The organism is Paenibacillus sp. TAB_01 (assembly GCF_043945595.1).
In the GTDB taxonomy this organism is placed as follows: Bacteria; Bacillota; Bacilli; order Paenibacillales; family NBRC-103111; genus Paenibacillus_S.
Genome location: NZ_JBIFNP010000001.1, coordinates 675,376 through 701,157, shown reverse-complemented (window position 1 = coordinate 701,157; position 25,782 = coordinate 675,376). Strand labels below are relative to the sequence as shown.

22 protein-coding genes and 2 pseudogenes are annotated in these 25,782 nt (G+C 54.5%); 2 read left to right on the top strand and 22 right to left on the bottom strand.

Features of this window, described 5'->3' with window-relative positions; genetic code table 11:
- The 11 genes and pseudogenes from ACHHV8_RS03445 to ACHHV8_RS03395 form a co-directional block, all read right to left on the bottom strand.
- Positions 1 to 819 carry a sugar phosphate isomerase/epimerase family protein gene (locus ACHHV8_RS03445; protein WP_395156773.1) on the bottom strand — a complete coding sequence of 273 codons (819 nt, stop codon included), beginning with the start codon at positions 817 to 819 and terminating at the stop codon, positions 1 to 3.
- Positions 820 to 1,098: 279 nt separating this feature from the next.
- Positions 1,099 to 2,697 carry a hypothetical protein gene (locus ACHHV8_RS03440; protein WP_395156771.1) on the bottom strand — a complete coding sequence of 533 codons (1,599 nt, stop codon included), beginning with the start codon at positions 2,695 to 2,697 and terminating at the stop codon, positions 1,099 to 1,101.
- 47 nt (positions 2,698 to 2,744) lie between these two features.
- Positions 2,745 to 4,049, bottom strand: coding sequence for a Gfo/Idh/MocA family protein (locus ACHHV8_RS03435; RefSeq protein ID WP_395156769.1), 1,305 nt, complete (start codon positions 4,047 to 4,049; stop codon positions 2,745 to 2,747).
- A 144-nt stretch (positions 4,050 to 4,193) separates the two neighbouring features.
- On the bottom strand, positions 4,194 to 5,066 hold the full coding sequence (locus ACHHV8_RS03430) for a carbohydrate ABC transporter permease (protein WP_395156767.1): 873 nt from the start codon (positions 5,064 to 5,066) through the stop codon (positions 4,194 to 4,196).
- Positions 5,067 to 5,107: 41 nt separating this feature from the next.
- A complete protein-coding gene (locus ACHHV8_RS03425) occupies positions 5,108 to 6,076 on the bottom strand; it encodes an ABC transporter permease (RefSeq protein ID WP_395156765.1) in 969 nt (322 codons plus the stop codon).
- A 567-nt stretch (positions 6,077 to 6,643) separates the two neighbouring features.
- Positions 6,644 to 8,983 (bottom strand): helix-turn-helix domain-containing protein, encoded by a 2,340-nt coding sequence (locus tag ACHHV8_RS03420; protein WP_395156763.1) that lies wholly within the window; start codon positions 8,981 to 8,983, stop codon positions 6,644 to 6,646.
- A 42-nt stretch (positions 8,984 to 9,025) separates the two neighbouring features.
- Positions 9,026 to 10,146: pseudogene (locus ACHHV8_RS03415) on the bottom strand (glycoside hydrolase family 88/105 protein).
- A 163-nt stretch (positions 10,147 to 10,309) separates the two neighbouring features.
- Complete coding sequence (locus ACHHV8_RS03410; protein WP_395156761.1) at positions 10,310 to 10,819, bottom strand: helix-turn-helix transcriptional regulator; 510 nt, start codon at positions 10,817 to 10,819, stop codon at positions 10,310 to 10,312.
- Positions 10,820 to 10,832: 13 nt separating this feature from the next.
- Positions 10,833 to 11,357, bottom strand: a complete 525-nt coding sequence (locus ACHHV8_RS03405; protein WP_395156759.1) for a hypothetical protein — start codon at positions 11,355 to 11,357, stop codon at positions 10,833 to 10,835.
- Complete coding sequence (locus ACHHV8_RS03400) at positions 11,354 to 11,914, bottom strand: hypothetical protein (RefSeq protein ID WP_395156757.1); 561 nt, start codon at positions 11,912 to 11,914, stop codon at positions 11,354 to 11,356. The genes ACHHV8_RS03405 and ACHHV8_RS03400 overlap by 4 nt, the downstream gene beginning before the upstream one ends.
- A 345-nt stretch (positions 11,915 to 12,259) precedes the next feature.
- A complete protein-coding gene (locus ACHHV8_RS03395; RefSeq protein WP_395156755.1) occupies positions 12,260 to 13,327 on the bottom strand; it encodes a lactonase family protein in 1,068 nt (355 codons plus the stop codon).
- Positions 13,328 to 13,932: 605 nt separating this feature from the next.
- Here ACHHV8_RS03395 and ACHHV8_RS03390 point away from each other — a divergent pair.
- Together ACHHV8_RS03390 and ACHHV8_RS03385 are read left to right on the top strand one after the other, a co-directional pair.
- Positions 13,933 to 15,054 carry a GNAT family N-acetyltransferase gene (locus ACHHV8_RS03390; RefSeq protein ID WP_395156753.1) on the top strand — a complete coding sequence of 374 codons (1,122 nt, stop codon included), beginning with the start codon at positions 13,933 to 13,935 and terminating at the stop codon, positions 15,052 to 15,054.
- Between the two features lie 201 nt (positions 15,055 to 15,255).
- Complete coding sequence (locus ACHHV8_RS03385; RefSeq protein ID WP_395156751.1) at positions 15,256 to 15,873, top strand: TVP38/TMEM64 family protein; 618 nt, start codon at positions 15,256 to 15,258, stop codon at positions 15,871 to 15,873.
- Between the two features lie 53 nt (positions 15,874 to 15,926).
- Here the strand turns inward: ACHHV8_RS03385 and ACHHV8_RS03380 are convergent, their stop codons facing one another.
- From ACHHV8_RS03380 to iolE, 11 genes and pseudogenes are all read right to left on the bottom strand, one after another.
- Positions 15,927 to 16,427: an ADP-heptose synthase gene (locus tag ACHHV8_RS03380; RefSeq protein WP_395156749.1), complete on the bottom strand. Its 501-nt coding sequence runs from the start codon at positions 16,425 to 16,427 to the stop codon at positions 15,927 to 15,929.
- A 189-nt stretch (positions 16,428 to 16,616) separates the two neighbouring features.
- The gene (locus ACHHV8_RS03375; protein ID WP_395156747.1) at positions 16,617 to 17,387 is read right to left on the bottom strand and encodes an MgtC/SapB family protein; all 771 of its coding nucleotides are present in this window, start codon (positions 17,385 to 17,387) and stop codon (positions 16,617 to 16,619) included.
- Positions 17,365 to 18,612, bottom strand: a complete 1,248-nt coding sequence (locus ACHHV8_RS03370) for a CehA/McbA family metallohydrolase (RefSeq protein ID WP_395156746.1) — start codon at positions 18,610 to 18,612, stop codon at positions 17,365 to 17,367. The genes ACHHV8_RS03375 and ACHHV8_RS03370 overlap by 23 nt, the downstream gene beginning before the upstream one ends.
- Positions 18,609 to 19,073, bottom strand: a complete 465-nt coding sequence (locus ACHHV8_RS03365) for a hypothetical protein (protein WP_395156744.1) — start codon at positions 19,071 to 19,073, stop codon at positions 18,609 to 18,611. The genes ACHHV8_RS03370 and ACHHV8_RS03365 overlap by 4 nt, the downstream gene beginning before the upstream one ends.
- Positions 19,070 to 20,419: a hypothetical protein gene (locus tag ACHHV8_RS03360; RefSeq protein WP_395156742.1), complete on the bottom strand. Its 1,350-nt coding sequence runs from the start codon at positions 20,417 to 20,419 to the stop codon at positions 19,070 to 19,072. The genes ACHHV8_RS03365 and ACHHV8_RS03360 overlap by 4 nt, the downstream gene beginning before the upstream one ends.
- A gap of 174 nt (positions 20,420 to 20,593) precedes the next feature.
- Entirely contained in the window at positions 20,594 to 21,430 is an 837-nt protein-coding gene (locus tag ACHHV8_RS03355; protein ID WP_395156740.1) for an ABC transporter permease, read from the bottom strand.
- Positions 21,427 to 21,675, bottom strand: coding sequence for a hypothetical protein (locus ACHHV8_RS03350; RefSeq protein WP_395156738.1), 249 nt, complete (start codon positions 21,673 to 21,675; stop codon positions 21,427 to 21,429). Before ACHHV8_RS03350 ends, ACHHV8_RS03355 begins: the two co-directional genes overlap by 4 nt.
- The gene (locus ACHHV8_RS03345; protein ID WP_395156736.1) at positions 21,662 to 22,588 is read right to left on the bottom strand and encodes an extracellular solute-binding protein; all 927 of its coding nucleotides are present in this window, start codon (positions 22,586 to 22,588) and stop codon (positions 21,662 to 21,664) included. Before ACHHV8_RS03345 ends, ACHHV8_RS03350 begins: the two co-directional genes overlap by 14 nt.
- Before the next feature lie 38 nt (positions 22,589 to 22,626).
- Positions 22,627 to 23,658 carry an ABC transporter ATP-binding protein gene (locus ACHHV8_RS03340; RefSeq protein ID WP_395156734.1) on the bottom strand — a complete coding sequence of 344 codons (1,032 nt, stop codon included), beginning with the start codon at positions 23,656 to 23,658 and terminating at the stop codon, positions 22,627 to 22,629.
- Positions 23,659 to 23,710: 52 nt separating this feature from the next.
- Positions 23,711 to 24,535 (bottom strand): ABC transporter permease, encoded by an 825-nt coding sequence (locus ACHHV8_RS03335; protein ID WP_395156732.1) that lies wholly within the window; start codon positions 24,533 to 24,535, stop codon positions 23,711 to 23,713.
- Positions 24,536 to 24,712: 177 nt separating this feature from the next.
- Positions 24,713 to 25,503, bottom strand: a pseudogene (gene iolE / locus ACHHV8_RS03330) (myo-inosose-2 dehydratase).
- Positions 25,504 to 25,782 lie beyond the last annotated feature (279 nt).

The following is a 25,782-nucleotide window of genomic DNA, read 5'->3' as shown; positions in this document are numbered from 1 at the left end:
CTACAGCTCCGCCAGCTGGCGAAGCACGAAATCGCGGGAAAAATCCATATTCTGATGCTCGACGCCTTCCATCGTTATATGGACCTTCGGCTTATGCTGCTGGACGAGCTCCATAAACATCCGATAATTCAGATTGCCCAATCCCGAGGAGACGGTCTGCAGCTTGCCGTTGTCGTCCAGACGAACGTCCTTGGCGTGAATGCTGACAATGCGGTGTCCGTGGAGACGGAACGCCTCCTGCATCACTTCTTCCCGCCGCTCGTAGTTGTCCTGATTGAGCAGGTTGCACGGATCCATCACAACGCCGATATTGGAGGACGGCACCTCGTCGATAATCTGCGCCAGCTCCTCGGCCGTGCCGATCAAATGGCGCTGTGCAGCCTCCAGACCGATAATGGCGCCCCATTTCTCCGCTTCCTCCACCAGCTCCTCCACCGCGCTGCGCAAGCGCTGCCAATGGCGGTCGCGCTGATCCGTTTCGGGCACGCCGACCTCGGTCGCCACAATTGCCGTGCCGAAATGCCGGGCGTGGCGCAAATGCTCCTTAAACCGATCCACATTGTGACGGTAGTTCGCATCGTCCAGGTCGACCAGGCTGACGTAGCAGCCCAATACAGGGATCGAGACGCCATGCTTGTCGAACGCCTCGGCAATCGTGTTCGCGAGACCGGGGCTCAGCTTGCCCAAGCTGCAGTCCACATCCGTAATCGCTTTCGAAAGAGCGAGCTGCACATATTTGAATTGTTTCGCTCCTACCTGCTTCGCGAGCTCGGCGTAAGGAAGCGTCCCGACGTTATGCGCTAAAATTCCTACTGACATGACCAACTCATCCTCTCATCGCGTATAGCTGTGAAATAAATGTACTTATTCTAAATGATACCTGATTTCGTCCGGTTAGAAAAGACGAGCCCGCTCGCTGAAGCTCGGACAGCGCTGCGAACGCACCTCTCCTCTTCGCACCGTATGGGTCCATTAGATAGCTGTAAGGGGCGCGAGTCCTGGATATGCAGTACCAGAGCAGCAGCAGATGGCATCGTAAGAACATCAGTAGAAAATCAGAAGAGTATGGAAGGACAACCAAGCCTCAGGCCCTCAACCTTAGCCTCGAACGGCCCCGTAAATAAACGTATTGTCCGTCTCGTGGCCATGGCCGTCGTAAGCCGCTGCAAAAAAAGACTTGCCGCCGCAATATCGGGGCACCGGTGCCCCTCCCTGCAGCTCGGCCGTCAAGTGCAGAAGAGCCAGCGGCTCCAGCGCGTCGAGCTTCGCATACGCATGGCGCGGGCTCGGCATGAACAGGCTGCGGTGATAGCGGTGCACCAGCAGCTGATCCCCGATCCGCTGCGCGAGCTGCAGAAACTTCCCGCGGCCTGTCGCACGGTACAGCTCCAGCGCGGCGAAAATGCCGACAGGGTCGGAGCAGCGGAAGGCCAGGTTCAATCCGGAAGGCGCGCCCGAGCCGCTTTCGATGTCTCCAAGCCCCAGCCCCTGGCCCATGCTGCGGGCAATGTCCCACAGCCGCCCGTTACCGGACAAGCGGAAGCCCATCGCATAAGACCAGAGCAGCAGCAGGTCGGCTTTTCTCGCCTGGAGCGCTTCTCCTTGCTTGCCGTAATAGCCGCTTTTCTCCATAATAAGCCTGGTCAAGCGGGTTCCGTTCGTCAGCACCGGATGAATCGATTGATCTGCGAAATCGTACGAATATCGGCCGTAAGCCAATAAGTCCTGCACCGCCAGTTCGCGGAACGGCGCTCCCGCGCCGCCAAGCGTTTCGGATAAAACCATGCGGCAGAGCGCGGCTTCGCCGATGATCGTATGCACCTGCCGCGCCACCGAGAGTGTCGCTTCCATAGGCTCGTGCTCCTTCAGCTGCTCGCCAAATTGATCGATCGCCCGGTCACCGCGGACACCCGGCAATACGGATATGCTGAACTGATAGCCGCCGAGCCCCGTGTCGGGATGACGTGTCGCCGCATAGCGTTCGGCCAGCCTGATCCCCCATTGGAGAGGCTGCTCCTGTCCGGTGAACCGGTGCAGCATTCCTGCCGCATAATATAAATCGCTGCCGGCATTAATAAAGGTCAGGCCCTTACCCGTAAAAAATACCGGGCTGCCGGCATATTCCTTCTCCCACACCGAAGCTTCCGCCCCATGAGAAACGGCTGCTCTCCCGGCGGGCGCCGGCTGTCCGTGCCTGCTGAATTCCAGGCTGCTCCAATCCGTAACGTGCGACTCCCACAAGGCTTCAATATAAGCTGCCGTTTCATTCGGATCGACGCGGTTCATCAGCTCGTAGTACGGATAATGGCATTTCAGCTCATGCTGCGGCCCTTTATCGGAAGCAAATATTTGACGCTTCGTTTGCAAATCGAAGGCCATATGCCCTCCCCAGCACAGCAGCTTCCCGTATCGAAGCCGGTCCAAGGCGTAACGAACCGTATCCTCGGCACGCTCCCGATAACGGGAAAGCCCCGTAAGCCCGGAAAGTCCATCGAGCGTACGGAGCCAGTTTTGCTGATTGGCCAGATTGGATACGATCCAGGCTTCCCCCTGCGACCGCCACTTGACAGGCTCATGCGTCACTGCATGCAGCCCGTCGGCGAACAGGGGCGTGGATACCGAGCCGTAACGGTCGCCGGCATGCTCCAGCATGAAATCAGCATAATGACGGACGGCTTGCACATACCGTTGATTCATCTGATCCGCCTCCCTGGAAATGAATGTCGTACTTTTATTGCTTCAGCTTATACTCCTACCTTGGCATGACCGGACAGCACTTCGTCGATCCGCACTGCACGCTGCTCCTTCACCGAGCGCCATACGGCCTCGCCTGTGCCGATGGAATAAGCGCCGTCCTCGCTGCCGGACAGGATCGCATAAGATCTTGCCGGGTCCGGACCCAGGAACAGATCCTCCAGCAGTACAGGATCGCCGCCGCCATGACCGCCTTCACGCTGAACGACATGAATCGTTTCCTTCGAACCGAACAACGGGAAATAGTCAATCGTCTGAACCTCTGTCGGGAATGGAGTACGGGCCGGAGCATGATATTCCATCGTTTCCAGTCTTCCCTTGGTGCCATTGATCGCAAGACGGTATCCTTCGTAAGGCAGAGAGAAGTTAACCGAATAGCTCAGTAATGCACCTTGGTCGTACCGCACGGTACAGGCATACGTGTCCTCGATATTAATCTCGGCGTCGTAGATACAGGCATCCGGACGATAGTTGGAATAAGCCTGCTTGCCCTGTTCCTCTTTCACGGTACCCAGGTGATCGTCCTTGATCTGCACATCCCGGCTTCGTGTCGACCAACGCTTGTAGTAAGCGCAGTCCTGCCGTACGTCACAGGTGCCGCAGTGGCGTCCGTTTTCTTTCCTCGGGTTCAGCTCGCCCTCCGGACCGTAATAATTTAACGCGCCGAAAGCGAACGCTTCGACCGGCTTTTGCCCGATCCACCAGTTGACCAGGTCGAAATGGTGAGAGCTTTTATGAATGGACAAGCCGCCGGAAATTTCACGAATCCGGTTCCATCTTTTAAAATAACTGGAGCCGTGGTACGTATCGATATACCAGTTCAAATCGACCGAGGTGATGCGGCCCAGCTTGCCCTCCAGCACCATCTCTTTAATTTTGGTATGAATCGGCGCATAGCGGTAGTTGAAGGTAACCGTTACCTTCCCTTTACTGTTTGCCTCGGCATCCATAATCCGGCGGCAGTCAGCCCCTGTCGTAGCCATCGGCTTCTCCGTCAAAACGTCAAGATCATGCTCAAGCGCTTGAATAATATAGCCTGCATGCGTGTCGTCCCGGCCTGTAACGATGATGACATCGGGCTTCGTTTCCGCCACCATCCGGCTAAAATCGTTCGGTCCGTACTCGGCTACCTCAGATAGCTGCGGATATTTCGTCTTGCATACTTCATGCCGCCGCGGGTCGATATCCAGCAGCCCCACCACCTCGCAATGGGCCGAAAACGTATTCAACATCGGGCCGATAAACATACCGATCGCCCGGTTACTGACTCCGCATACTGCGTATCTTTTTTTCATAATTTCGTACACTCCTTTTCATGTCCTGTGTCATTATATGGTTCGCGGAAACAATTCCCTCGCTGCCACCGAAAAAACAAGCGCAACAACCAGGTCACCCACCGGCTGCTGCGCTAACGTGCTGCATATCGAAAAAGGGAGTGCTTACCCCTTTACCGAGCCAAGCATAACGCCTTTAGCAAAGTGCTTTTGCAGGAACGGGTAAACAATCAGAATCGGAATCGTTGCAAATACGATAACCGCCATACGAATGGTCAAAGGCTGAATTTCCGTCTCTTCGAATCCGGTATCGCCGATCCGGCTTTGCGCCAAAATAACGATCTCGCGCAGCAGTACCTGCACAGGCCATTTGTTATTGTCGTTGATGTACATGATCGCGTTAAAAAATTGGTTCCAGTGGCTTACCGCATAGAACAAACCGAACGTTGCCAAGGCAGGCATCGAAAGCGGAAGAACGATACGGAACAATACGCCCACGTCGTTGCAGCCGTCGATCCGCGCGGAGTCTTCAAGACCGTCGGGAATCTGCTGGAAAAAGTTTTTCAAGACGATCAGATTGAACGCGCTGATCGCATTCGGAATCATCAACGACCACAGGGAGTTGGTCAGCCCCATCGCTTTGACAACGAAATAAGTAGGAATCATCCCGCCGCTGAACAGCATCGTGAACAGTACGGCGAGCAGGATCGTCTGTCTTCCGCGCAGCGTTTGGCGGGCGAGCGGATAAGCCATCAGCGAGGTAAACAGCAGGTTGATTGCCGTACCTACAGCTGTGATGTAGATGGATACTCCCAAGCTTTTAATCAAAGTATCCGTAGAGAAAATGTATTCATAAGCGGACAAGGACCATTCCTTAGGGAACAGGATGAAGCCTCCCTTGGCCACTTCATGCGGGCTCGTAAAGGACACCGCAAGAATATAGATGAACGGGAGCACGGTAGCCAGACCGATGATGGCCAGCAGCACGTAGTTTACGCCGTCAAATATTTTGTTGCCGATCGTTTTATCGTAGTTCATATGTTAACCCTCCTGAGAGTTTTTGCGGGCTCTCCGCGCTCTTAGTAGACACCCTCTTGACCGAACTTTTTGGCGAGCCAGTTGGAGCCGAGTACGAGGAAGAGGCCAACGGCCGATTTAAATAAGCCTACCGCCGCGCTGTAGCTGAATTGCGACTGCGTCAAACCTTTGACATAGACGTACGTATCGAACACTTCGCCGACATCGCGGTTGGTTGGCGTCAGCATCAGGAAGATGTGCTCAAACCCGGAGTCCAGGAAGTTCCCCAAACGAAGAATCAGCAGAATAACGATCGTGCCGCGGATCGCAGGCAATGTAATATGCCACAGCTGTCTCCAGCGTCCTGCGCCGTCCATCCGTGCCGCTTCATACAGCTGCAAATCTACACCGGATAACGCGGCCAGGAAAATGATCGTGCCCCAGCCTACTTCTTTCCAAATCGATTGCGAGACAATCATTGTCCGGAACCACTCGGGCTCGAGCAGAAAGGCAATTTTCGTTCCCGTCAGCGCGAAGATCAATTCGTTAAAAATACCGCCTTCCGTCGTCAGAAGGATATAGAAGATACCGACAACAACAACCCAAGAAACAAAGTGGGGAATGTAAACCAGGGTCTGCACAAAGCCTTTGAACTTCTCGCTTCTTACTTCATTGAGCATCAAAGCCAGAACAATCGGAAGCGGGAAAAAGAATACCAGGTTGTACACGGCCAGCAGCACCGTATTACGGAACAGATCCCAAAACTGCGGTTCGCTGAAAAAGCGTTCGAAATGCTTTACTCCAACCCAAGGGCTGTTCATAATGCCCAGAAACGGCTTGTAATCCTGAAATGCCATAATGATGCCGTACATCGGTACATACTTGAAAATAATGAAATACAATACCCCCGGCAATAGCATCAAGTACATCCATTTGTCCCGAATGAGATCTTTGGCAAGAGCGCTTCTTTGAAGGACTTTACTCTTTTTGTCAATGTTATTTGCGCTTACTTCGGCATTCTGTGTACTCATTAGCTGTCCTCCTAACCTATAACGTGATCGTTTGTGAACTCATTATCACCCGGCTGGTAGGAACATGCTATCACTTGTATTCAACTTGTTATCACCAAGGGCTTTTCCCGCACAGGTATGAAGATTAGGGGAGCGGAATAGTCGTTTTTTAACCTGCGGATGCTCTGAATTTAACCTTGGAACAATCGATGCAATATGCTCCCGGGCGGGCTTTTAGCGTTGGAGGGCCACTTAAATCCGGGGGCCCTTGAACAACTTGGAAATCTTTAGAGCCTCAGAGGGCCATACGGTAGTGCGTGGGAAGGAATGGGTATGGGGTGCCAGCCGTTGTTGAGTCGTATTCCATTGATCAGGTCAGGCGGGTGGAACACGGCTACAAAGACGGCCCGTAAACTTTCCCCCCTACCCATTCCTTCTTCTGATCTGCATTAGAGATTTCTGCTGCGGTTCTTTTTCGGTCTGTACCCGTTTCTTCGAAACGGCGGCCGGCTTCTACCCTTGTCTTCTTTCAAAACAAAAAAAGACCCGAAGGAGCCTTTTCGCTCCCTCAGGTCTTTCGAACCGAGCCTAGCCTTCTTTATTATGCTGCTCGCGGTATTGGCCCGGGGTCATGCCGACAATTTTCCGGAAGGTCCGGATAAATGCGGTCGTGTTCGTATAATTCAGCTTTTCCGCAATTTCGGACACCTTTAAATTCGTATTCTCCAGCCACGTTTTGGCCATATTCATCCGGTAATCCGCCAAATATTCGCTGAAATTGATGCCCATTTCCTTCTTGAACACGCGGCTCAAATAGACAGGGTGGAAATTCAGCGTCGACGCGCAGGCCTCCAGTGAAATATCCTGGTCGTATTTCTCATGAACCAGCTTCACCATCTGATTCGCGATATTGACGTACTGCGATTCGGCTTGATGATTCAGAAACCCGATAATCGGTTCGAATAAGGTCTTTTTAAACCACTTGATAATGTCCTCCAATGTGTTGAGCTTCAGGAAATAATCGACGGTCGCCTTGTCTCCGAGCACCTTCTTCACCGCGCCGCCCTGCTCCTGCACCAGCTGGAACGCTTTGGAGATCAACTGCATCATCAGCACCGGATATTCATTGAAATGAATGTCCTTTTCCACTATCGCAGAGATATATTTCTCAAAGACAAGATCGACCCGCTCCATATCGCCGAGCTTCAAAGCATTGATCAGCTGATCCTCAAGCAGCTTCAGCTGGGTGTACACCGTCACTTCCAGATCTTTTTTGCCTGCGTCGATATCCTCGTAATGCACGATAATATCGTTGCCGAGGCTCATTCTGCATTTCAGCGCCTCAAGACATTCGCCGTAGGCATGAACGGAGGCCGACGCTTTCTCGAAAGGACGGCTGATGCCGATGCTGACTCTAAGCTGCAAAAACTCGCGTACCTTCTGCTTAATCAGCTCCGCAGTCTGGAAGAAGTGCGCCTTCAGCTCCGCCTCGTCATCGGTCTGGCATACGAGCAGCGTCACCTGCGACTGGTCGAGCAGCACGGGACTGAAGCGTTCCCCCTGCGGCACCAGCTCGCCTACGATATTGTTGATCGCAAACAGCAGCAGCTCCTTATCATGCTCCTGGTACCGGGTCTCCTGCAGGGTATCGATCTGTACGGCGAGCACGCCAAGCCGCTTCCATTCGGCAGGGAATCCGTACAGCTGCGCGCGGTAGGCGAAGTCTTTGTCCGATATTTGACCCGTGAACAGCTTCAGCACGAAGAACTCCGTCAATTGGCTGAACTGTCCCTGCACCTGCTCCTGCAGCTTCTTCTCCGTGCTGAACAGCGTACGGAACCGCTGCTCGATGGATACCAGCTCATCCTTATGCTGCTGACCCTCCACCTCGATATCTTTGGTAAATTCGAACAGCCTCTTGATCGGCGAATACATGCGGCGGGTTCCATAAAAAGCGAACAGAGCGACCAGCGCAAATATAATGGTGCAAACGAAGAACGTCACCCATGCGATTTTTTTGGATTGCTTCGTAATATCTTCAATCGAAACCGCCGACACATAGGTCCATCCATTGTAGGGAGACAGCCGGTAAGAAATCCCCATCTCCTTATGGTTGATCACCGCATTGACAAAGCCGGATTCGTCATTATTTTGGTGAACCTTCTCCGAAACCATCGTGTAAATCTGCTGATTCGGGTCCGCTTGACTGTCTTCGTACAGGAAATTTTGCCCATTCCGGTCCAACACGTACACGTCGCCCAGATTCGTATTCGACGACAGCAGCGTTTTGATCTGGCTGTTCAATATTTCAACAATCAGCAGACCCTTGGGCTGGTTCGTGGCCGACACGACAGGAATCTTGTATACCATGCGGATCGATTTGGGAGAGCTCGTGTCCTCTACGGCCGAATCCCCATCCATCCCTGCAGTCCCGTTCGGATCCGCCCCTGCGTCGGAAGCCGTCTTAGGATTTTCGGTTAACCAGAACAAGCTGTTCGGGTGCTTCGCATAGGATAGAAACAAATCCCGGTCCGGGGACGTGCTCAGCTTATGAAAAATAGCGAAGCTCATCAGCCAATCCATATTTAAATTGACCAGATAGGCCTCCCGAATCGGAGTAAACGTTTGCAAATTATAAAGGCCCCGGGACAAATCGCGCAGCTTTAAGAAATCATCGGCGGTCAGGGCTTCGTTCAACGAGGAGAGCACCAGCGGGGAGTTCACGTACTGCAATGATGTCAGCTCCAGCGTTTTTAGCGATTGCTCCACCCGCATCTGCGTTTGAAGCAGCACCTGCATATTGCCTTCCTTGACTTTATTCTCAATATCACCGGCCGCGATATAATAGGAAATCAATCCGATCGATATAACTGGAATCGCCGCAAGAATAAAATTCAAACTCAAAAGACGCAACAAATATTTCGGCACTTGGCGATTCCCTCCCGTGGCGTAGTTTGGATACAGTCAAGTTCAACTGCGGGCAAGAAGCTCCATCTCCATACACATATGGACGAACGTAGCGATTCCGTGAAGATCATTGGTCTTACGCTCGCGCTGCACATAGTACTCATACGTTCCGGCACTCGTACCTACACATATATCAGGAATACGCATGAATCCGTTTTCCGTAAATTCGATTCGCTTTAAAACGCTTTCGTAACCGCGCAGAGCAGCCTCCGCGGCCGAACTGTCCGCTATCCCTGCTCTGGAAGCTTTGGATAAGCAGAATACGAATAGGGTCGAGCAGGAAAGCTCCAGCCAATTGTCCGGCCTGTCTCCCTTGTCAACGACTTGATACCATAAGCCTGTGGAGCGATCCTGATAGGCACTGGACCCTCTGGCCACCGCGACAAAATGCGGACTAAGGCGTTCCGCTGAGGATATCCTTCAGGCAGATAATCCAAAATTTCGGCCAGCGCAAAGCCATACCATCCGACGGAACGGCCCCAAAATTCAGGCGAACGCCCCGTGACCTTATCGGCCCAAGCCGCTTGGCGGCTGTGGTCCCACGCGTGATATAGAAGACCCGAGCGCTCGTCAGCCATATGTTTATGCATCAGCAACGCTTGCCGGACGACCAGGTCGAATAACCCGGGTTCATTATACAGCAAGCCGTATTTTACTGCAAACGGGCCAGCCATGTAAATCCCATCCAGCCACATTTGATTAGGATAAATATCTTTATGCCAAAAGCCGCCGTCCGGCGTCGTTTGCCAGTTATCCAGCCGCTCCCGCAAACGGGCTGCCGCTCTGCGGTACTTAAGCTCCCCGGTTTCCTGCTCCAGAAGCAGCAGCAGCTGACCCGGCATCAAGTCGTCCAGATGCGCCTTCACGGAAATGTCGCCTGCCGGACTAATATAAAGATCGACATAGTCCTGAATATAATGTAAGTAGACAGACTCGCCGGTTACCCTCCACAGCTTTTCCATCCCCTGCAGAAATACGCCTTGATGGTAATGCCAACGGTTAGCCGGGGGCAAAGCATCCGGTGTATATTGTGCGATAACCGTATCACAGGCTCTTCTGGCCCATGCCAAAGGCGAGTCATTCAATGTAAGCTTGCGCCGATCCGGAGGTGCAGTCAATTCCATTCATCCCCTTATTCTAATCCTTAGCTCATCTTTCTCCTCTATCTTGAAATAAGTTGCGGTTACAAGCCATAGTCCAAATTTAACTTTATAGTGGAAAACGTCGAAAAGAGGCGCCGGATCAGCTCCCGATACGCCTCATTGCTCCATGATTAGCCTTTCACTTTCATGTCTCCTGCACCTGCTCTTCAGAGGACTGCAATCTGAATTCAGCTTCCGTCATCAGCGGCTTTCGCCCGAATTTCAGCCTGTACTCCCCTGGAGTCATGTCTTGGCTTCTTCGGAAAGAACGGATAAAATTTTGCGAATTTTTATACTGCAGCCGTTGGGCGATTTCTTTCACCGGTATGTCCGATGCAACCAGCCATTTCCTGGCCTTATCATGACGGTACTTGGCCAAATATTCGCTGAACGTGATATTCATCTCTTTATTGAACAGCCCGCTTAAATAGTTCGCATTATATTGCAGACGGCCGGCCACCGATTCCAGCGACAGCTCCGTATCGTATTCTTCCTGAATAATATTTACAATCCGCTCAAGCAAATGGCGCTTATGCGATTTCACCGTCCCTTGAATCGCATGAAGGGAAGGGTTCATCAGCGTTTCTCGAAACCAGCGCTCGGCCTCCCCGGCATTCCGAAGTGCCAATACCTCTTGAAACAGCGAGGCTGGCATGGGCAGTCCCTTATCAGCATACACACCCCACTGCTTGATGTGATCGAGGAACGTAAGAAGCAGACGTATGAGAGACATCTCCAGCGCAAGCGGGTGAAGCGGCGGCTGAAACAGGTCCCCGAATCATTTGATTCAACACCTGCCCCGCCCGCTCCGCCTCAGCCGTCTTCACGGCCTCCAGCCATTCCGTCTCCAGCGGATGAGCCTCCGGGAAAGGAACGCTCTGCCCCTTCGGCATCGCTTCAAAATAAAAAACCGCCCCCGCCCGCTCCGGCCAAGAATGAAAATTGATCGCTTGGACACTCTCCCGAAATGCCGCCGGACACTCTTTCACATGCTCGAATAAGGTACTGACGCCGAAGCGCGTTTTTAACCGGATATAGTGAAATACGGAGGTTTGCACGGCAGTAATCCAGTCCTCTATCACGCCGCGGAACGCCTCTTTCGTCTCGCAGTCATGCATCACGAGCAGCGTAACCGTCCGGTCTACCAGGATCGGCGCAAGCCGGTCAGATTCCGGGATCAGCTCCTCAATCATATTTTGAATCGAAAAATAAAGCAGCCCCCGTTCTTCTCACCGAACCGCGTTTGTTCGAGCGGCTCAATCTGAAGGGATAAGACGGCGTACCATCTTCGGTCCTGAACGCGGCAGCCCGTCGATTCCAGTTGATCTATCATATCCCCCCAGTTCAAATGTTCGTGGAGCAGCGGAAAAATCATATACGGCTTCAAGCGGTTCGCTTGAGAGCGCAGCTTCTCCTCCAGCTTCCGTGTATTGTCAGATAAGTTAGTTACCTCCTCCTGCAGCCGCTCGTGGTGCCGCCGGGCGGCATGCTGAGCCTCGACAGCCGCCGGATCGGCAGGCTGCGGCGATAACGCACGAGAGGACGAGGCGCGGCGCGCTTGAAGAAGCTTCAGCCCCGCCAGCGTGGCGAGTAGTCCATACAGCAGCAGAATCCATTCACTCCAGGGAACGGAACGGATGCCGTCACCATAGCTTCCCTGCTCCCGCCAAATAAGAACCGTTGCCGCAGCAACCAAACCAAACGGAAGAATTCCCTTATAAAGCAGTTGAAGCTTACGTAACCGCAGCAAGAAATCAGCCTCCCCCGGAAACTTTTCTTTCATCGATCCGGATTCATTGTAGCTCCAATTCGGTTACAAGCCATCATCCTGAGTTAACTTCCGTCTGCCGCGCACGCAGATAAGCAAAAGCGGCATACTGCTGTTTCCCGCCAAATCGGCAGTCCCCGCCCAGCTGACGCCCCGGCCTGTCAAAAGAAAAGAGCCGCCCGCGGCGGCCCGAACTTATAGATAAAACCCATGGTTTTAGTGTGATACTCCGGTGGGACCTTCTCCTTCACGCTGTTGAGACCCGTGAGAGGAATAAGGATAAGCAACAGCCTAAGCCAACGGACGGCAGCCCTAAAGCATTCGCCGCTACGCTTGTTTGAAAAAGCGGACGCAGGTCGGCTTGGAAACCGAAACTTGCTCTCCGGCCGCTTCGAGCTTGCCGCTTGTCCGGTCGACACGGAAAACAACCACGGAATCGGTATCCCTATTGGCTGCCAGCAAATAGTCTCCGCTCGGCGTCAAGCTGAAATGTCTCGGATGCCCGCCTAAGGTGGATTGATGCTGCACCAGGCTCAGCTTCCCGGTTTCGGCATCGATGGCAAACACGACAATACTGTCATGCCCCCGGTTCGATCCGTATAAATAAGAGCCGCACGGCGAGATCTGCACCTCCGCCGTCGAGCTTGCGCCTTCAAATCCGGCCGGAAGCGTCGACACGCTCTGAATTTTGCTCAGCTTGCCGTTCTGTTGGTCATAGGCAAAAGCCGTCAGCGTATTGCTGAGTTCCTGAATGACGTAGGCATACGGCAGCTTCGGATGAAACGCGAAGTGACGCGGACCTGTTCCCGGCGCGACGGCCGCTTCGTCATGAGGCACCAGCTTGCCGTTATCCCTGTCCAAACGGTAGACAATCAGTTTATCCAGCCCGAGATCCGGCACGATGACAAACTGATCGGATGGATCGGTATAGATGGAGTGAGGGTGAGCGCTGTCCTGGCGTCCCTGTACGACACTGCTGCCTTGATGATGAATCTTATCGCTCAGCGGACCGATGGTTCCATCCTCCAGGATAGGGAAAAGGGAAATCATGCCTCCCCCGTAGCTTACCATCATCACCTGACGTTTGGCATGATCCAGATTAATATGGGTGGCAGCCGGTTCCTGGGTCTCCTGTTCTCCGGCCAAATCCAGCTTGCCGGAAACCGGGTCGATCCGGTAGGTCAAGCCGGTTCCGCTTGCTTCTCCCGCCGGCGCCTGCGAATAGGTATACAGCAGCTGACGTTCTTCATTTAATGTAAGGAAGGTCGGATCCTTCAGCCCCGCATACGATTCGATAAATTCCAGCTTCCCCGCTGCTTCGTCAAACAGGTAAGCATGTAAACCCGGACTCTGCTTGTCCGAATAAGATCCGAAATAAGTTATGTATTTTGACAAGATCAACCACTCCAATCTGCTGCATTTTTTTCAACGCTACGTTTTATTTTATCTTAAATGGCGAAAAAAACCTATACGCGGTCGAGTGACCGGCTGTTGAACCGAACATAAGACCGCATGTCTCCGAAAGGAGCTGCATAAAGCTATAAATTAAGCAGGCTTTATTCACAGCTGCACTGGTCATCACAGATGGATTCGTCAATTTCCGGGGAAATATTTTGCGATGCGACTGGAGCTGCCTCTCGAATAGTCAGACTATTGACAATATTTTTTGTTTTGGAATGATTGCTTGTATGTTAGTATCTTTGCATAAGCGTACGGCCTAAAAATTCGGAAAATAAGGATGCCCAGGCTTCATAGATCATTTGACATAAAATGTGCTCTTATTTTTGTGAAACGAATCCTTATGCTCCTGCCTGGCATGTCGAAAACCATCAGCCCAAGGCTGACGCTTCCAGAACTGCCGATCAACGCCTTTTCCATGCTTCGAGCCGTGCCGGGCAGAATGATGGCCTCTTTTGCGGTCCTGTCAGTTCTGTCAGGGTCGGCTCCGGAGGATACGGCGAGGTCCACAAGTACCTAATGAATTCAAGGAGGCAACACAGATGTTGGAATTGCGATTAGTACATACCGATGAATTAAGCCAGGCGGCAGCCTTGGCCGACTCCATTTTCCGGGATGCGGAGCAGACGTCGATGGCGACAGCCTTTCCCGCGATTTTCGCGCCGGGCTGCAGCCATTCGTACGGCGCTTTCGACGGAGAGCGGCTCGTCTCCTTTATGGGCCTGGTTCCCTTCGTGCTGCAGGTTGGCCCCGCGAAGCTGAACGTATTCTCGATGGGTGCGGTCTGTACCCATCCGGATTACAGAGGGCAGGGCATCGCAGGCCGCCTGCTGGACCTGTGCAAACAGCACGCCGAAGACGCAGGCGCGTCGCTGCTGTTTATTTCGGGCGACCGCTCGCTGTATACGCGGGTGCACTGCTATCCGTTCGGCCGCGCCGAACGGTTCGCGCTGGATGCCGACAGCGCCGCGCGCCTGGCTGACGCTGCTGCAGACTCGCGGCAGCGGCGCCCTTACACGCCGGCGGATGTCTTCGCCGTGCAGCAAGCCGCGTCCGCGCGCAGCGTCGCGTACGAGCAAAGCCTCACCGGGCTGCAGCTGCTGCTCGGTGCGGAAGCGTACGCCAGCTGCGTGAAGCTGACACATCAAACGCTCGTCGCCGCGCCTGAGCAAGGCGGCGCCGATGCTTTTGCCGTGATCGCGGCGCCCGGCCGCTATCCCGGCAAGGCGCCCGCGCTGGCCCTCGACTGGGCCGGCGCGCCGGAAGCCGTCGCCGCGCTGCTCGCCGACGCGGTGACGCGGTACGGCCTGCCGCGGCTGGACGCTGCCGTGGGCTGGCACGAGCACGGCCTGCTGGAGCTGGTCAAGCAGGCGGGGATTTCGCCGGAAGCCACCGGCAACGGCGGCACCGTCTATCTCGTGAGCGCCGAGCAGCTGGTCAAGCAGGCCGCTCCGTACTGGGAAGCCCGGCAGGCTTCCGTGCCGTCGATCGCTCCGCAGCCGGACGGAACGTACCGTGTCGAGCTGGCTGAAGGCAATACGCTCGAGCTCGCTCCAGGCGAGCTGATCTCTCTGCTGTTCGATCCGGCTTCGCCTCACAGCAAGGACGCTCTCGGACTGCTGCCGATTCCGCTGCCGAACACCTACGGACTTCATTTTGTTTAATCTTACTTGATCTTCAGCCAAGCGGCGCACCGCTTGGCTGCCATTCCCTGCCGATCAGCGCCTCAACGCGCTTCGGCTCCAATCCGCTCGCACGATTCGCTTCCCTTGCCAGGGATGCCGGATCGGGCGAGCTTTTTTTCGCGCAAAAGCGTACAATGAAAGAAATACGTACGATAGCCTGCAAGGGAGTTATGCAAAGCGATGAAGAAATGGTACACTCTCGGCCTCTATGCCGTTCTGATCGTGCTCGTCTATATATACAAAGATGAAATCCTTAGCTGGGTACAAGCCGGCGACGCCTCCCTGCCGCTTGTTTTTGGCGTGGCGCTGGGATTTATTATCATCCCCGTGCTTCCATACAAAATTATTATCGGTCTGCTCGGATACATGTACGGCCCTCTGGCCGGGGCATTTCTCAGCTGGTCCGCCGCATCCGTCGCTTCGGTTCTCGTCTTCTGGCTGGCGCGCTATTTGTTCCGCGAACAGGGCAGAGCCTATCTCGCCAAATACGAGCGGCTCGACAAGCTGCAGGCTGCGCTCGAAAAGCATCCTTTTCTCACGATTCTGCTGGCCCGTCTCATTCCGGTCATTCCGCAGGCCGTGGTCAATGTCGTTCCGGCCGTTACCTCAATTCCTGTCCTGACGTTTGCCGTCGCCTCCGCATTGGGCAAAATTCCGGCCATGCTCCTGTTCGCTTTTATCGGCGGCAATCTGACGTCGGACCCGAGGAAGCTTATTCTCTCCGTCAGCGTCTATGTCCTGTTTCTTGCCGGCGTGTACGCCGTCTACCGGATCTGGCTTAAGAAACGGCTGCTTTAAGGCACAAATAAAAAATCACGAGCCGTCTTCCTGACAGGTCGTGATTTCGTTTTTTATTCCGTGTCGTCCTCCACCGCAAACTCGAAGTCATCCAGATCGTAGACCTGAACGGGGATTTCGCCTTCAATCAGCTTGACGATAAAATCGGGCTGATCGGTCAGCAGCGGCGTTTGTTCCCGGATGGCCGTCAAAATAAGCTCCGTTTCAATCGGATCGAACGCTTCCCCGTATTCCTCATTATCATAAGAGGAGACGACTGTAAAGGTCACACCTTCACTTAGCAGCAGCGGGGCTTTTGCCCAGGGGACCGTCAATGCCCGCTCCAGCTGCTTCCGGTAAAAGGGCTGCTCCAGCAGGTCGATCAGCTCGGCGATTTTCGTTCGGACATGCTTCTCGTCGTTCGCGTCGGGCATAATCGGCTCTTGGCTGTCCCGCAGCTCATACAGCTCCCGAATCGTAGAATAGGGCACCAAATAATCTACCGGCTGGCTGGGAGCAAGCAGCTCTCCATAGACCGCAATCATAACCGCTTCAATGACAAAAGACTTACGCATCCTTGCACCCTCGCTTTTTTCTCTAAAGTAAACCGTGACCCTTCGGGCATGGCGTGCGCCTCCCAAGGCTCTTCATTCCTTATTCCTATAAATATAGTATACATGGAACCTTTGCCCCCGTCACGTTTACAGCTGCGCTTCCTCGTCTTCCGGTTTCCGCCCTCGTTTGCGCTGCGTAAAGACCTAGCCTTACTGCGTCTCCTTGCCGATTCCCGGCTGCAAAGGCTGCAGCGGCGTCCCCTCGGACTGGACCCACAGAACAAACTCGTACCGGTGAATCCGCTCCATTGCCGCCAGCAGCCGCTCCGGACTGTTCACCTTCAGGCTGAGCGAGAGCTTCATCACCGGCAGGCCGTCCTCCTCGGGAACCGCCGGTTCCTCTGAAACCATACGGACATGATCGATCGCAATCCCCTGGTCTCCGAAAGCGGATGCAATTTTGCCGAGAACGCCCGGATAATCCTGCGTCATTATCGTTAATTCATGGTGACGGCGGTGCCGCATCCACTGCTTCTCCCATTTGTTCAGCAGCAGCAAGCTGATCAGCGCCAGCCCTGTAGCAACCAAAGCCGCATACCAAAAACCGGCTCCAACGCACAAGCCGATGGCAGCCACGACCCATACCGATGCGGCGGTAGTCAGGCCGCTGATGACCGAGCCGTTGCGCAGGATGGCCCCTGCGCCGAGAAAGCCGATCCCGCTGATCACCTGGGCGGCCAGGCGTGCGGGATCCATTCGGGTATTCGGCTCGTTTGCGAAATCGGAAAAGCCGTACATCGACAGCAGCATGATGATAGCGGAGCCCAGACATACGAGAATGTGCGTCCGAAAGCCTGCGGCGTGATGATGCCATTCCCGTTCGATGCCCACCATGCCGCCTAATACAACAGCCAGCAGCAGTCGAAGCAATACATCCCCGCGCGCAATATGCCAAAGATCAGCCGCCTGCGTCACACGCATCCACTTCCTCCACAAAAATCGCATTCGTAAATCCGATCATCGTATAAGCGCCGCAGAATACGCCATACAGCTCCGCCCGCAGCCACTTCACACCGACGAGAGACAGCTCTTTGCCGGCATACGGCTGGTCGCCGGTGAGCTCCATGACGGCCAGCTCGCCCAAATTGCTGAAAATCCGCAGCTTTAAAATCTGTTCCGGCAGCTCCCAATATCCCGCCCTGGCGGAGAAATCGGCTCCTGCGGTTACAATGGCCTGCTCCTGCCCGTCCGGACGAAAATGCACCGTCTCCCCGATGCCCCAAACCGTTCCCGATTGCGGCAGCGCAACCGTAAGCTCCGGCCGTGGGCCCATCGATACGGCCAGCGAGCCCTCGCGGATCGAACGGATGGCATCCCGGATCTCATCGGGGGCCGCTAGTTCATCCTCTTTTATATGAAGGAATGTAGCTGCCACCGGCTCAGTTACAGGCTTGCGGGACTCATGCCAGTCCCTTCCCGAGGTAGCGGCAATCCGGCAGCCCCGGTTCAATAGCTCCGTCCAGAACGCAAAGGCACGGCTATTGTTTCTGCGGATGGACGGAAACAGTCCCGACCATACTTCAATATAATCAACCTGGCTCCAATCGGTCACTTCGAATTCCCAAAAACATCCTGTACACATCGGGCTGCCTGGTCGGTACGGATGAGCCACCCCGACAACGCCTCCCTGCCGGTGAACCCCTTCAATCCCTCTGTGAATATGAAACGGACTGAGGTTGCGCCAATCCACATACTCCCGTATGCCTAAAGTAAGCATATGCCCGAAAAAGGTCGTCCATTCCAGTCCGGGAATGATCCGTATTCCGGTCTGCTCCGTTACCTCTGCCCGGCCGGAAAGTCCGGTCATCGTATTATGGTCGGTCAGCGCTACTCCCATGAGCCCCAGCGACTTTGCCGCTGCGGCGAGCTCGGCCAGCGACTGTTGGCCGTCGCTGTGGAAGGTATGGCAGTGAAGCTCATAGGGACGCCACTGCCCCTGCGGGCCGGGTTTCTTGCCAGCGCTGGGCGATGCTGCGCTAGCTGTATTTGCTGCACTTGCTGCGTCTGTTGCATTTGCTGCGTCCGCTGCACTTACCGCACTTTCTACATTTGCTGCCCTTGCTGTTCTTGCTGCACTTGCCGCGCCTGTCGCACTGCTTTCTCCATTGTCCGGGGACGCCCCCCGCCAATCACCGCCGTTCATCATGCACCCTCTCCTTCCCATACATGCAGCTTGTACCTGCACTGCTCGGTCACGACACAGTGCAGGCTTATCGTAATGCGAAGCTGTCCCCGGGGAAATACGCCGGGGATCAATCCCGGCGAAGCCTTGTCGGCATCCACGACCAGACGCTGTACCGGATCGTGCCGATGTCCCGCGCCGCGAAACCCGGTTTCATCATCCAGCGACAGGGTCAGCAAATTTTGCAGCGGCAGATAAGACCTCCAGTTCTCTGCATAAGCCTGGAGATGCTCCGCTTCTATATACTGCCGGAGCCCTTCTTCAATAAGCGCCTTCGACTGCGCTTCGTCCTCAAGCTTTTTAGGCTCGTAGGCGAATTCCACATGCAGCTCCTGGCAATCCCTTTGCAGATGTACGGTATAGGTGATGTGGCTCTTGGAAGCGGCGGGCGTTACGATGCCTTCGGCATTCAACAGTATCTTCATGCTTCGGCCCCCGCTTCCTTTTGAAGCTCAGACCGCGCTGCCCTCCACAGCGTTTGCCTAGGCTGTTCTTCCGTCACTGTCACGGAAACACTGCTGCGAATCGGCTCCATGGGCTTGTATTCCTCGTCCAGGAAAAACGCCTTAAACTCCGGCACCTCCACCGAAGCTTCCCCGCCCGGCAGCCAAACCGCGCAGATCTCTTCGATATGGGCCAGTCCCGTTCCCTTCGGCAGCTTCACGGTCGTGGAGAATTGAAAATATGGACCGTCATAAGCGCAGCGGAAATTGCCGTGACGAAGATCGCCGAAGCTTCCCGAAAACCATCCGTTAACGCCCGTCAATTTGACCTGAATGTCGATGGACGTTTTAACCTCGGGACGGGCCGTTACTTTCGCCGTCTGCACATACAAATAGTGACGAAGGTCGCCCAACCGAAACGAGTTCGCGAGCACCGGCCGCTCCGCCGGATGCTGGCGCAGCATTTCCCATGCAGTCACCTGATAGGTGAACGGGAACGCATCCATCACCCGCTCTCTCGGCTCCACTGCCGGCTTCCATTCATAAGCAGGGGGAAACAAAAAGCGGTACGCCGAGGTGATCTGCTGATCCACCATCCCGTTAGCGGTTGCCACTTGCAGCACGGGATGCCCGCCCAATGCGCTGCCGCCCTCAAACGACGTCGTAATATGGTGCGGTCCCTGAAAGGTCGCGCTCTGTACTTCCCCCGCTTCGTCCAGCACCACCCTGTACACCCATTCAATGTCTGTCGTTCTTCCCCACTTGCTCATTAATAACGGTGTCGGCGTCCCTTCATCCTCGTGGGAGAACATGATCTGGTACTCAATCGCCCTGCCGCTCCCTACTGACTCCGTCCAATAAAACATCAGCATCGGCGTATCCGTGTCCCGGTTGTCGTATGGATGATACAAGCTGCGCCCATATAAAACGGGTGTATGCTTATACACCTCGAACAGCTCCGATGCTGCTGTGACAACCCCCAGCTTGATCTCCTGAATCCAAGCGCGCTGCACCTTCGGAGACGAGATTTCCGCATTGAAGGACAGCCTCAGGCTGTATTCTCCCGCCGGATGGTATCCGAGCAGCCGAGTATAGCTTAACGGCCGGCTGCCGTAAAACAGAACGCAGTCCTGGTTATACTCCCCGTTCAGCTCCATGCGCAGCACCGACGCTTCGCTGCCCGGCAGCGTCCAATGGCTGTCCGACTTGGCGAGCAGCTCCAGCTCCACGAAGCCGTCCTGCTCCAGCTCAAATACAAACTCGTAATCCGTCCCGGCGTGAATTTCCGTCCACTGCAGCTCCCCGGATGCCGCTATCTGCTTCTTCATTTTTCTTCCTCCTCATTTAAGTCGATGGATGACTCCGACTTTCCCTCCGGCGAGGTGAAATCGGACTCTCCGGCCTGTGCGCCTCCCAGCCCGCAATGCTGCAGCGCCAAGCGTTTTTTTATTGGTAAATACGGTAAATGCCCCTTTCCCTGTTAAGAGAAAGAGGCAACCGCTTTAATGAGACTTGTCGTCTTTGATCATCGTGCGGATATAGAAGTAACCCATCAGCGAGCAGAGTACGAACATAAACACCGCATTGGCGCTCGCCAGCTGCGTCTCCTGGTATACGGAAAAAATTTGCTGCATCGCCACGCCCAGCACTTGAGGGGAATTCGGCCCGATCAGATACGGGGCGGTAAACCCGCCGATGATGCCCATAAAAATAAAGGTGACGGCCACAAGCATCGTCCGGTACGACAAGGGCACGATAAACTTCAGGAACAGCTGAACCCGGCTGGCGCCCACATCCTTGGCGCTTTCAATGACTGCATCCGGAATTCCGGCGAGCGCCGAGCTGAGCAGCATCGTGGTGAACGGGATGTTGAACCACAGATTCGCCAGAATCAAGCCTTTGTAATCAAAAATAATTTTTGGCAGCGCTTCGCTTCCAAACAGCAGCAGGATTCTCGACAACCATCCGTGATTCCCGTACATATTGATAATCCCGTAAGACGCGATAACGGAAGGAATGAACATCGGAATCATGTACAGCTTCTGGATCCATTTGACGATAACGCCGCTGCTGAAGCGGAGATACACCGCCATGATGTAAGAGATCAGCAGCGACAGCATGACCGAAATGAGCGTGATTTTTATCGTAAAAATAATATTGCCCACGCTGACTTTATCCGTAAACAGATAGATGTAATGCTCCAGACTATACTGTCCCGCCTCATTACGGAAGCTCTCGTTGATCGCAAGCACAATCGGCACGATGACGACAAAGGTCAGCACGAGAAACGACGGAAGGACCAGCAGCAGCCCCAGCAGACTTTGCTTCGTTTTCGTCATTCGCCCGCAACTTCTCTCTGCCAGCGTTTCTGAATCTCCTTGCCGAGATCGCCCAGGTTAAACTGGCGGTAGCCTCCGGCGACATCCTTGAATTGATCCCGCAGCTCCTGCGGCATTTCCGACCATTTGATGCCGGGGTAGCCGAACATCTTCTTGACAATGACCGTCTGCGCCTCCGGCGACAGCACGAAGTCGAGGAACTTGTTGACGGAATCGGCATGCTCGGTCAGCTTAGGCACCATCAAATAGGTCGAGACCGCCGGTGAAGGCGGGATCGATCTGCGTCATTTTGACCGTATCGGGCAGCAGCTTCTTGTTCAGCTGTTCAAGCGTCATGTCGGACCAGGCCGGAATCATATCGACTTCGCCGTTGGCCAGCAGATCGAGCGTCCCCTGGTTTTTCTTCGGGAACACGCCCTTCTGGTACATAAACGGCTTTAATTCCTTAAGCAGGGCAAAGCCCTTATCCCATTGGCTCATCATGCCCGGATCGGAATTGCGCATCGCCTCGGGCGGCAGGAAATTGTAGATCGCCGTCTGGACGAACGAATCGCCCGCGCCGCCTGTGGACGGATCATTGTACGCGAACCGCCCCGGGTTATTGCGAATCCAGTCATACAGCTCGTTGGCCGTTTTGGGGGGCGTTTTCACCTTAGCGCTGTTGTAAGCAAGAATGACGGCCGAAGCCCGGTAAGGGATGGCCATATTTTTCAAATCCTTCAGGAAGCCGTCGTCGACTTTGGCCAAATTCGGAATCTTCTGGGTTTCGACCGCTCCCCACAGATCCTCCTTGATCCCTTTGGTCACATCGCTTAGTCCAGCTTCGTACAGATCGATATTGCCGGATTTCTGCCCCGCCTGCTTCGCAGCAATCAGACGGTCCAGCGTAGACTGTCCGCCGGCTCCGGACTCGATATGAACCAGCTTCACTTTGATGTTCGGATTCTGCTTCTCGAATGTCGGGACCAATGTTTCCCACAACTCTTTGACGTTCAAGGAACCGGTGAAGTAAAACGAAAATTCATCCTTGCCTGTCCCTGCCGTTCCTGCCCCGCCTGACGTCGGCTGGCTTGCGCTGCTGCAGCCTGCCAAAGCGGATAATGCCAGCACGGAAGCCAGTGCCACACTCAATCTTTTCTTATTGCGCGATGAACTCATGGAACGCCCCTCCTTGGGAACCGAAATGCCGTACGCTCCTAAGCGGACGGATAACACAACACCTTGGCGCACTTCACCTGTACATGCAGTCCCGCGTACATGTCCCTAACCTGATCTCTCGGCAAAAAGGCCTTCAACGGTCCGCAGGCCGTCTCCAGCGAAATTTCCGCATAGTGACCCAGGATCATCACCTGATGTATAGTTCCCGCCATGCCGTCTCCCGCTTGATCCCCGATTATCACGGAAATATCCTCCGGCCTTACCGCTACCGTCACTTCCCCTTGAAGCCCTTTCGTATTGTCGAATGCCAATCCGCCCATATGTACTCTGCCGCCGTCCGCCACCCCTTTCACGAAATTCATTTTGCCTATAAACTGCGCTACGAACAGGCTGCTCGGATAATCGTAAATTTCCTGCGGCGTAGCCATCTGTTCGATCTGCCCGCCGTTCATTACGACGATATGATCCGAGATGGAAAGCGCCTCCTCCTGATCGTGGGTGACAAAAACCATCGTCAGCCCGGTGCTGGCCTGAATGTCCCGCAGCTCTTCGCGCAGCTCGTGGCGAAGCTTCGCATCGAGCGCAGAGAACGGCTCATCGAGCAGCAGCACGGCCGGCTCCAGAAGAAAAGCGCGCGCCACGGCAATCCGCTGCTGCTGCCCGCCGGACAGCTGGCCGGGAAATTTCTGCTCCGCGCCGGGGAGCCGAACCAGCTCCAGCACCCGCTTCACGGCTGCGGCAATCTCGCTTTTGCTCTTCTTGCGAAGCTTCAGGCCGAAAGCAAGGTTGTTATACACATTCATATGCGGCCACAGATTGTAGCCCTGGAACACCATGCCCGTCGGCCGTTTCTCCGGAGGAAGCTTCAGCACGCTTTTGCCTTCAATGAAGATGTCGCCCGAATCCGGCTCGAGGAATCCTCCGATGCTTCTCAGCACGGTTGTTTTGCCGCAGCCGGACGGCCCGAGCAGCGTCACGAGCTCCCCCTTTTTCACGTCGATGCTGATGTCGGTAACCCCTTCTCCCGTCTTATAACGCTTGGTCAAGCTTCGAATCGATAGCTGGTTCATAAGGCTAGGCTCCTTTGGGAAAATGTCGCAGCTTGCGTTGAACGCTCCTGCGTTATTTCATTTGAAAGCCGCTCGACATCACGTCGGCTGTCACAAACCGCTGCGCAGCAAGCAAAAGAACAATCGTCGGCAGGGTCAATATGATGGAAAATACGGCACCGGCCGTGCTCGGATAATCCGAAATAATCGAGTACATGACGACAGGCATGGTACGGAAATCCGGGATGCCGACCAAATACGTCCCCTGCGCTTCGTCCAGCGAATTAAGAAACGTAAAGATCGAAGCGACCGTAATTCCCGGAAGCGCCATCGGAAAGGTGATGTGCCAGAACACCCGAAACGGGCTGGCGCCGACATCCCTGGCCGACTCCTCCTGCGCCTGATGCACATTACGGAAAGCGGATGACGGAATCCAGGTCATAAACATCAAAGTGTTCACAATGTGAATGAGCACGACGCCGGCAAAAGTATTCATCAGCCCCAGCTTGTAAAACAAGACGGCGATGGATACGTATAGGCCCATCTTCGGAAACGCGTGCGTAAGCAGGAAGGAGAACAGGAACATCCGGCTGAGCGGGAAGCGGATTCGAGCGAACGCATAGGCAGCCGGAATACAAATTAAGATGGACAGCGCAGTGACGACGGCGGCAATCAGGAAGGACAACCCGATCGATTTGACGACTTCATCCTTCGCGAGAACGAATTTCCACCAGTCCAGCGACCAGGATTGGGGCAGCGCCGCAGGGTACTGCCACTTTCCTGTAAACGCTAACAAAATAAGATTCATTAAAGGACCCATGAAGAAAACGGCGAAGATGACCAGAAGTATGAATTCAATGATTTTGCGTTTGCCCAGCGCTTTGAAATACCACATCATCGGCAATCACTCCTTTCTACGGGATGGATTCACCCGGCTTCAACACGATTCGGTTAAGCGGTTAATCCAGGATTTTAATTTAACCTATGCTCGGTTAGTCCAAACTATGATTGCCTCTCCGAAGGAATTTCACATAAAAAAATAAGCGCTTAACCTGACCGCATGATTCGCCCCGGCTTAAGCTAAATCCGCTGCCAGCTGTTCCAGATAAGCCTTGGCTTGACGTGCATATTTCATGGGGGCTGCATCGTCAGGGTTTTGCTCCGCCTCCACGATAATCCAGCCTTCGTAGCCCCGGTGTGATAGCTGTTCCATGATCGGCCGGAAATCGATACAGCCGTCGCCCGGAACGGTAAAGATCCCTTCCCTGACCGCCGTGCGAAACCGGACACCGGATTGCCGTTTCCGCTGAAGCACATCGTCCCGGACATCCTTCAGGTGAATGTAGCGGATGCGGTCGTAGTAGTCGTTCAGCAGCTGCAGCGGATCGCTTCCGCCGTAGTAGGCGTGGCCTGAATCGTACAGCATGTGGACAAGCTCCGGTTCGTCGATGCCATCAGCCTGGCAATCTCCTCCCTGCTCTCCACGACGCTCTCCCCGTGAAAATGATACACCATCTGCATTCCGTTCTCTTGGCAGTAACGGCCCGCTTCGTGCAAACCGTCCACAAGATGCTGCCATTGCGCATCGGATAGAGGGATAACCTCGACCGTATCGTCCGCCGGATGCTCAACCGTATTCCCCGCCTCGCAGGTTACCACATAGCGGCAGCCCATCGCCTTCAGGAAATCCGCATGCGCGCGGAAAGCCGCCATCTCCTCCGTACGAAGCGACGGATCGGCAAAGCGAACGGACTTCCATTGGGAGGTAAGCTCCATGCCATAAGCTCCCATCAGCTTCTCCAGCGCCGCCGTGTCGCGCGGAAATGTACGGCTGAATTCCGTTCCCTCGTAGCCGAGGGAAGCCATCTCTTCCAGCACCTGCTCCGCCGTATAGTGGTCCCCATACTCCTTGATATCTTCATTCACCCAGTTAATAGCGGAAATGCCATACTTGACGTTCATCTTTCCCATCGTTCTGCTGGCCCCTTCCCCGGCATCAGAAATACCCCAGATATAAAGGCTGCCGTCGGCCGCCTAAGCTTATCCGCCCGAATTCAGGCACGATCCATCCTTCCAAAACGAATAAGCTTGAGGCTTATGCCCATGCAGCCGGAATGACCTGCGGCTATTTCTTAACCATCAATT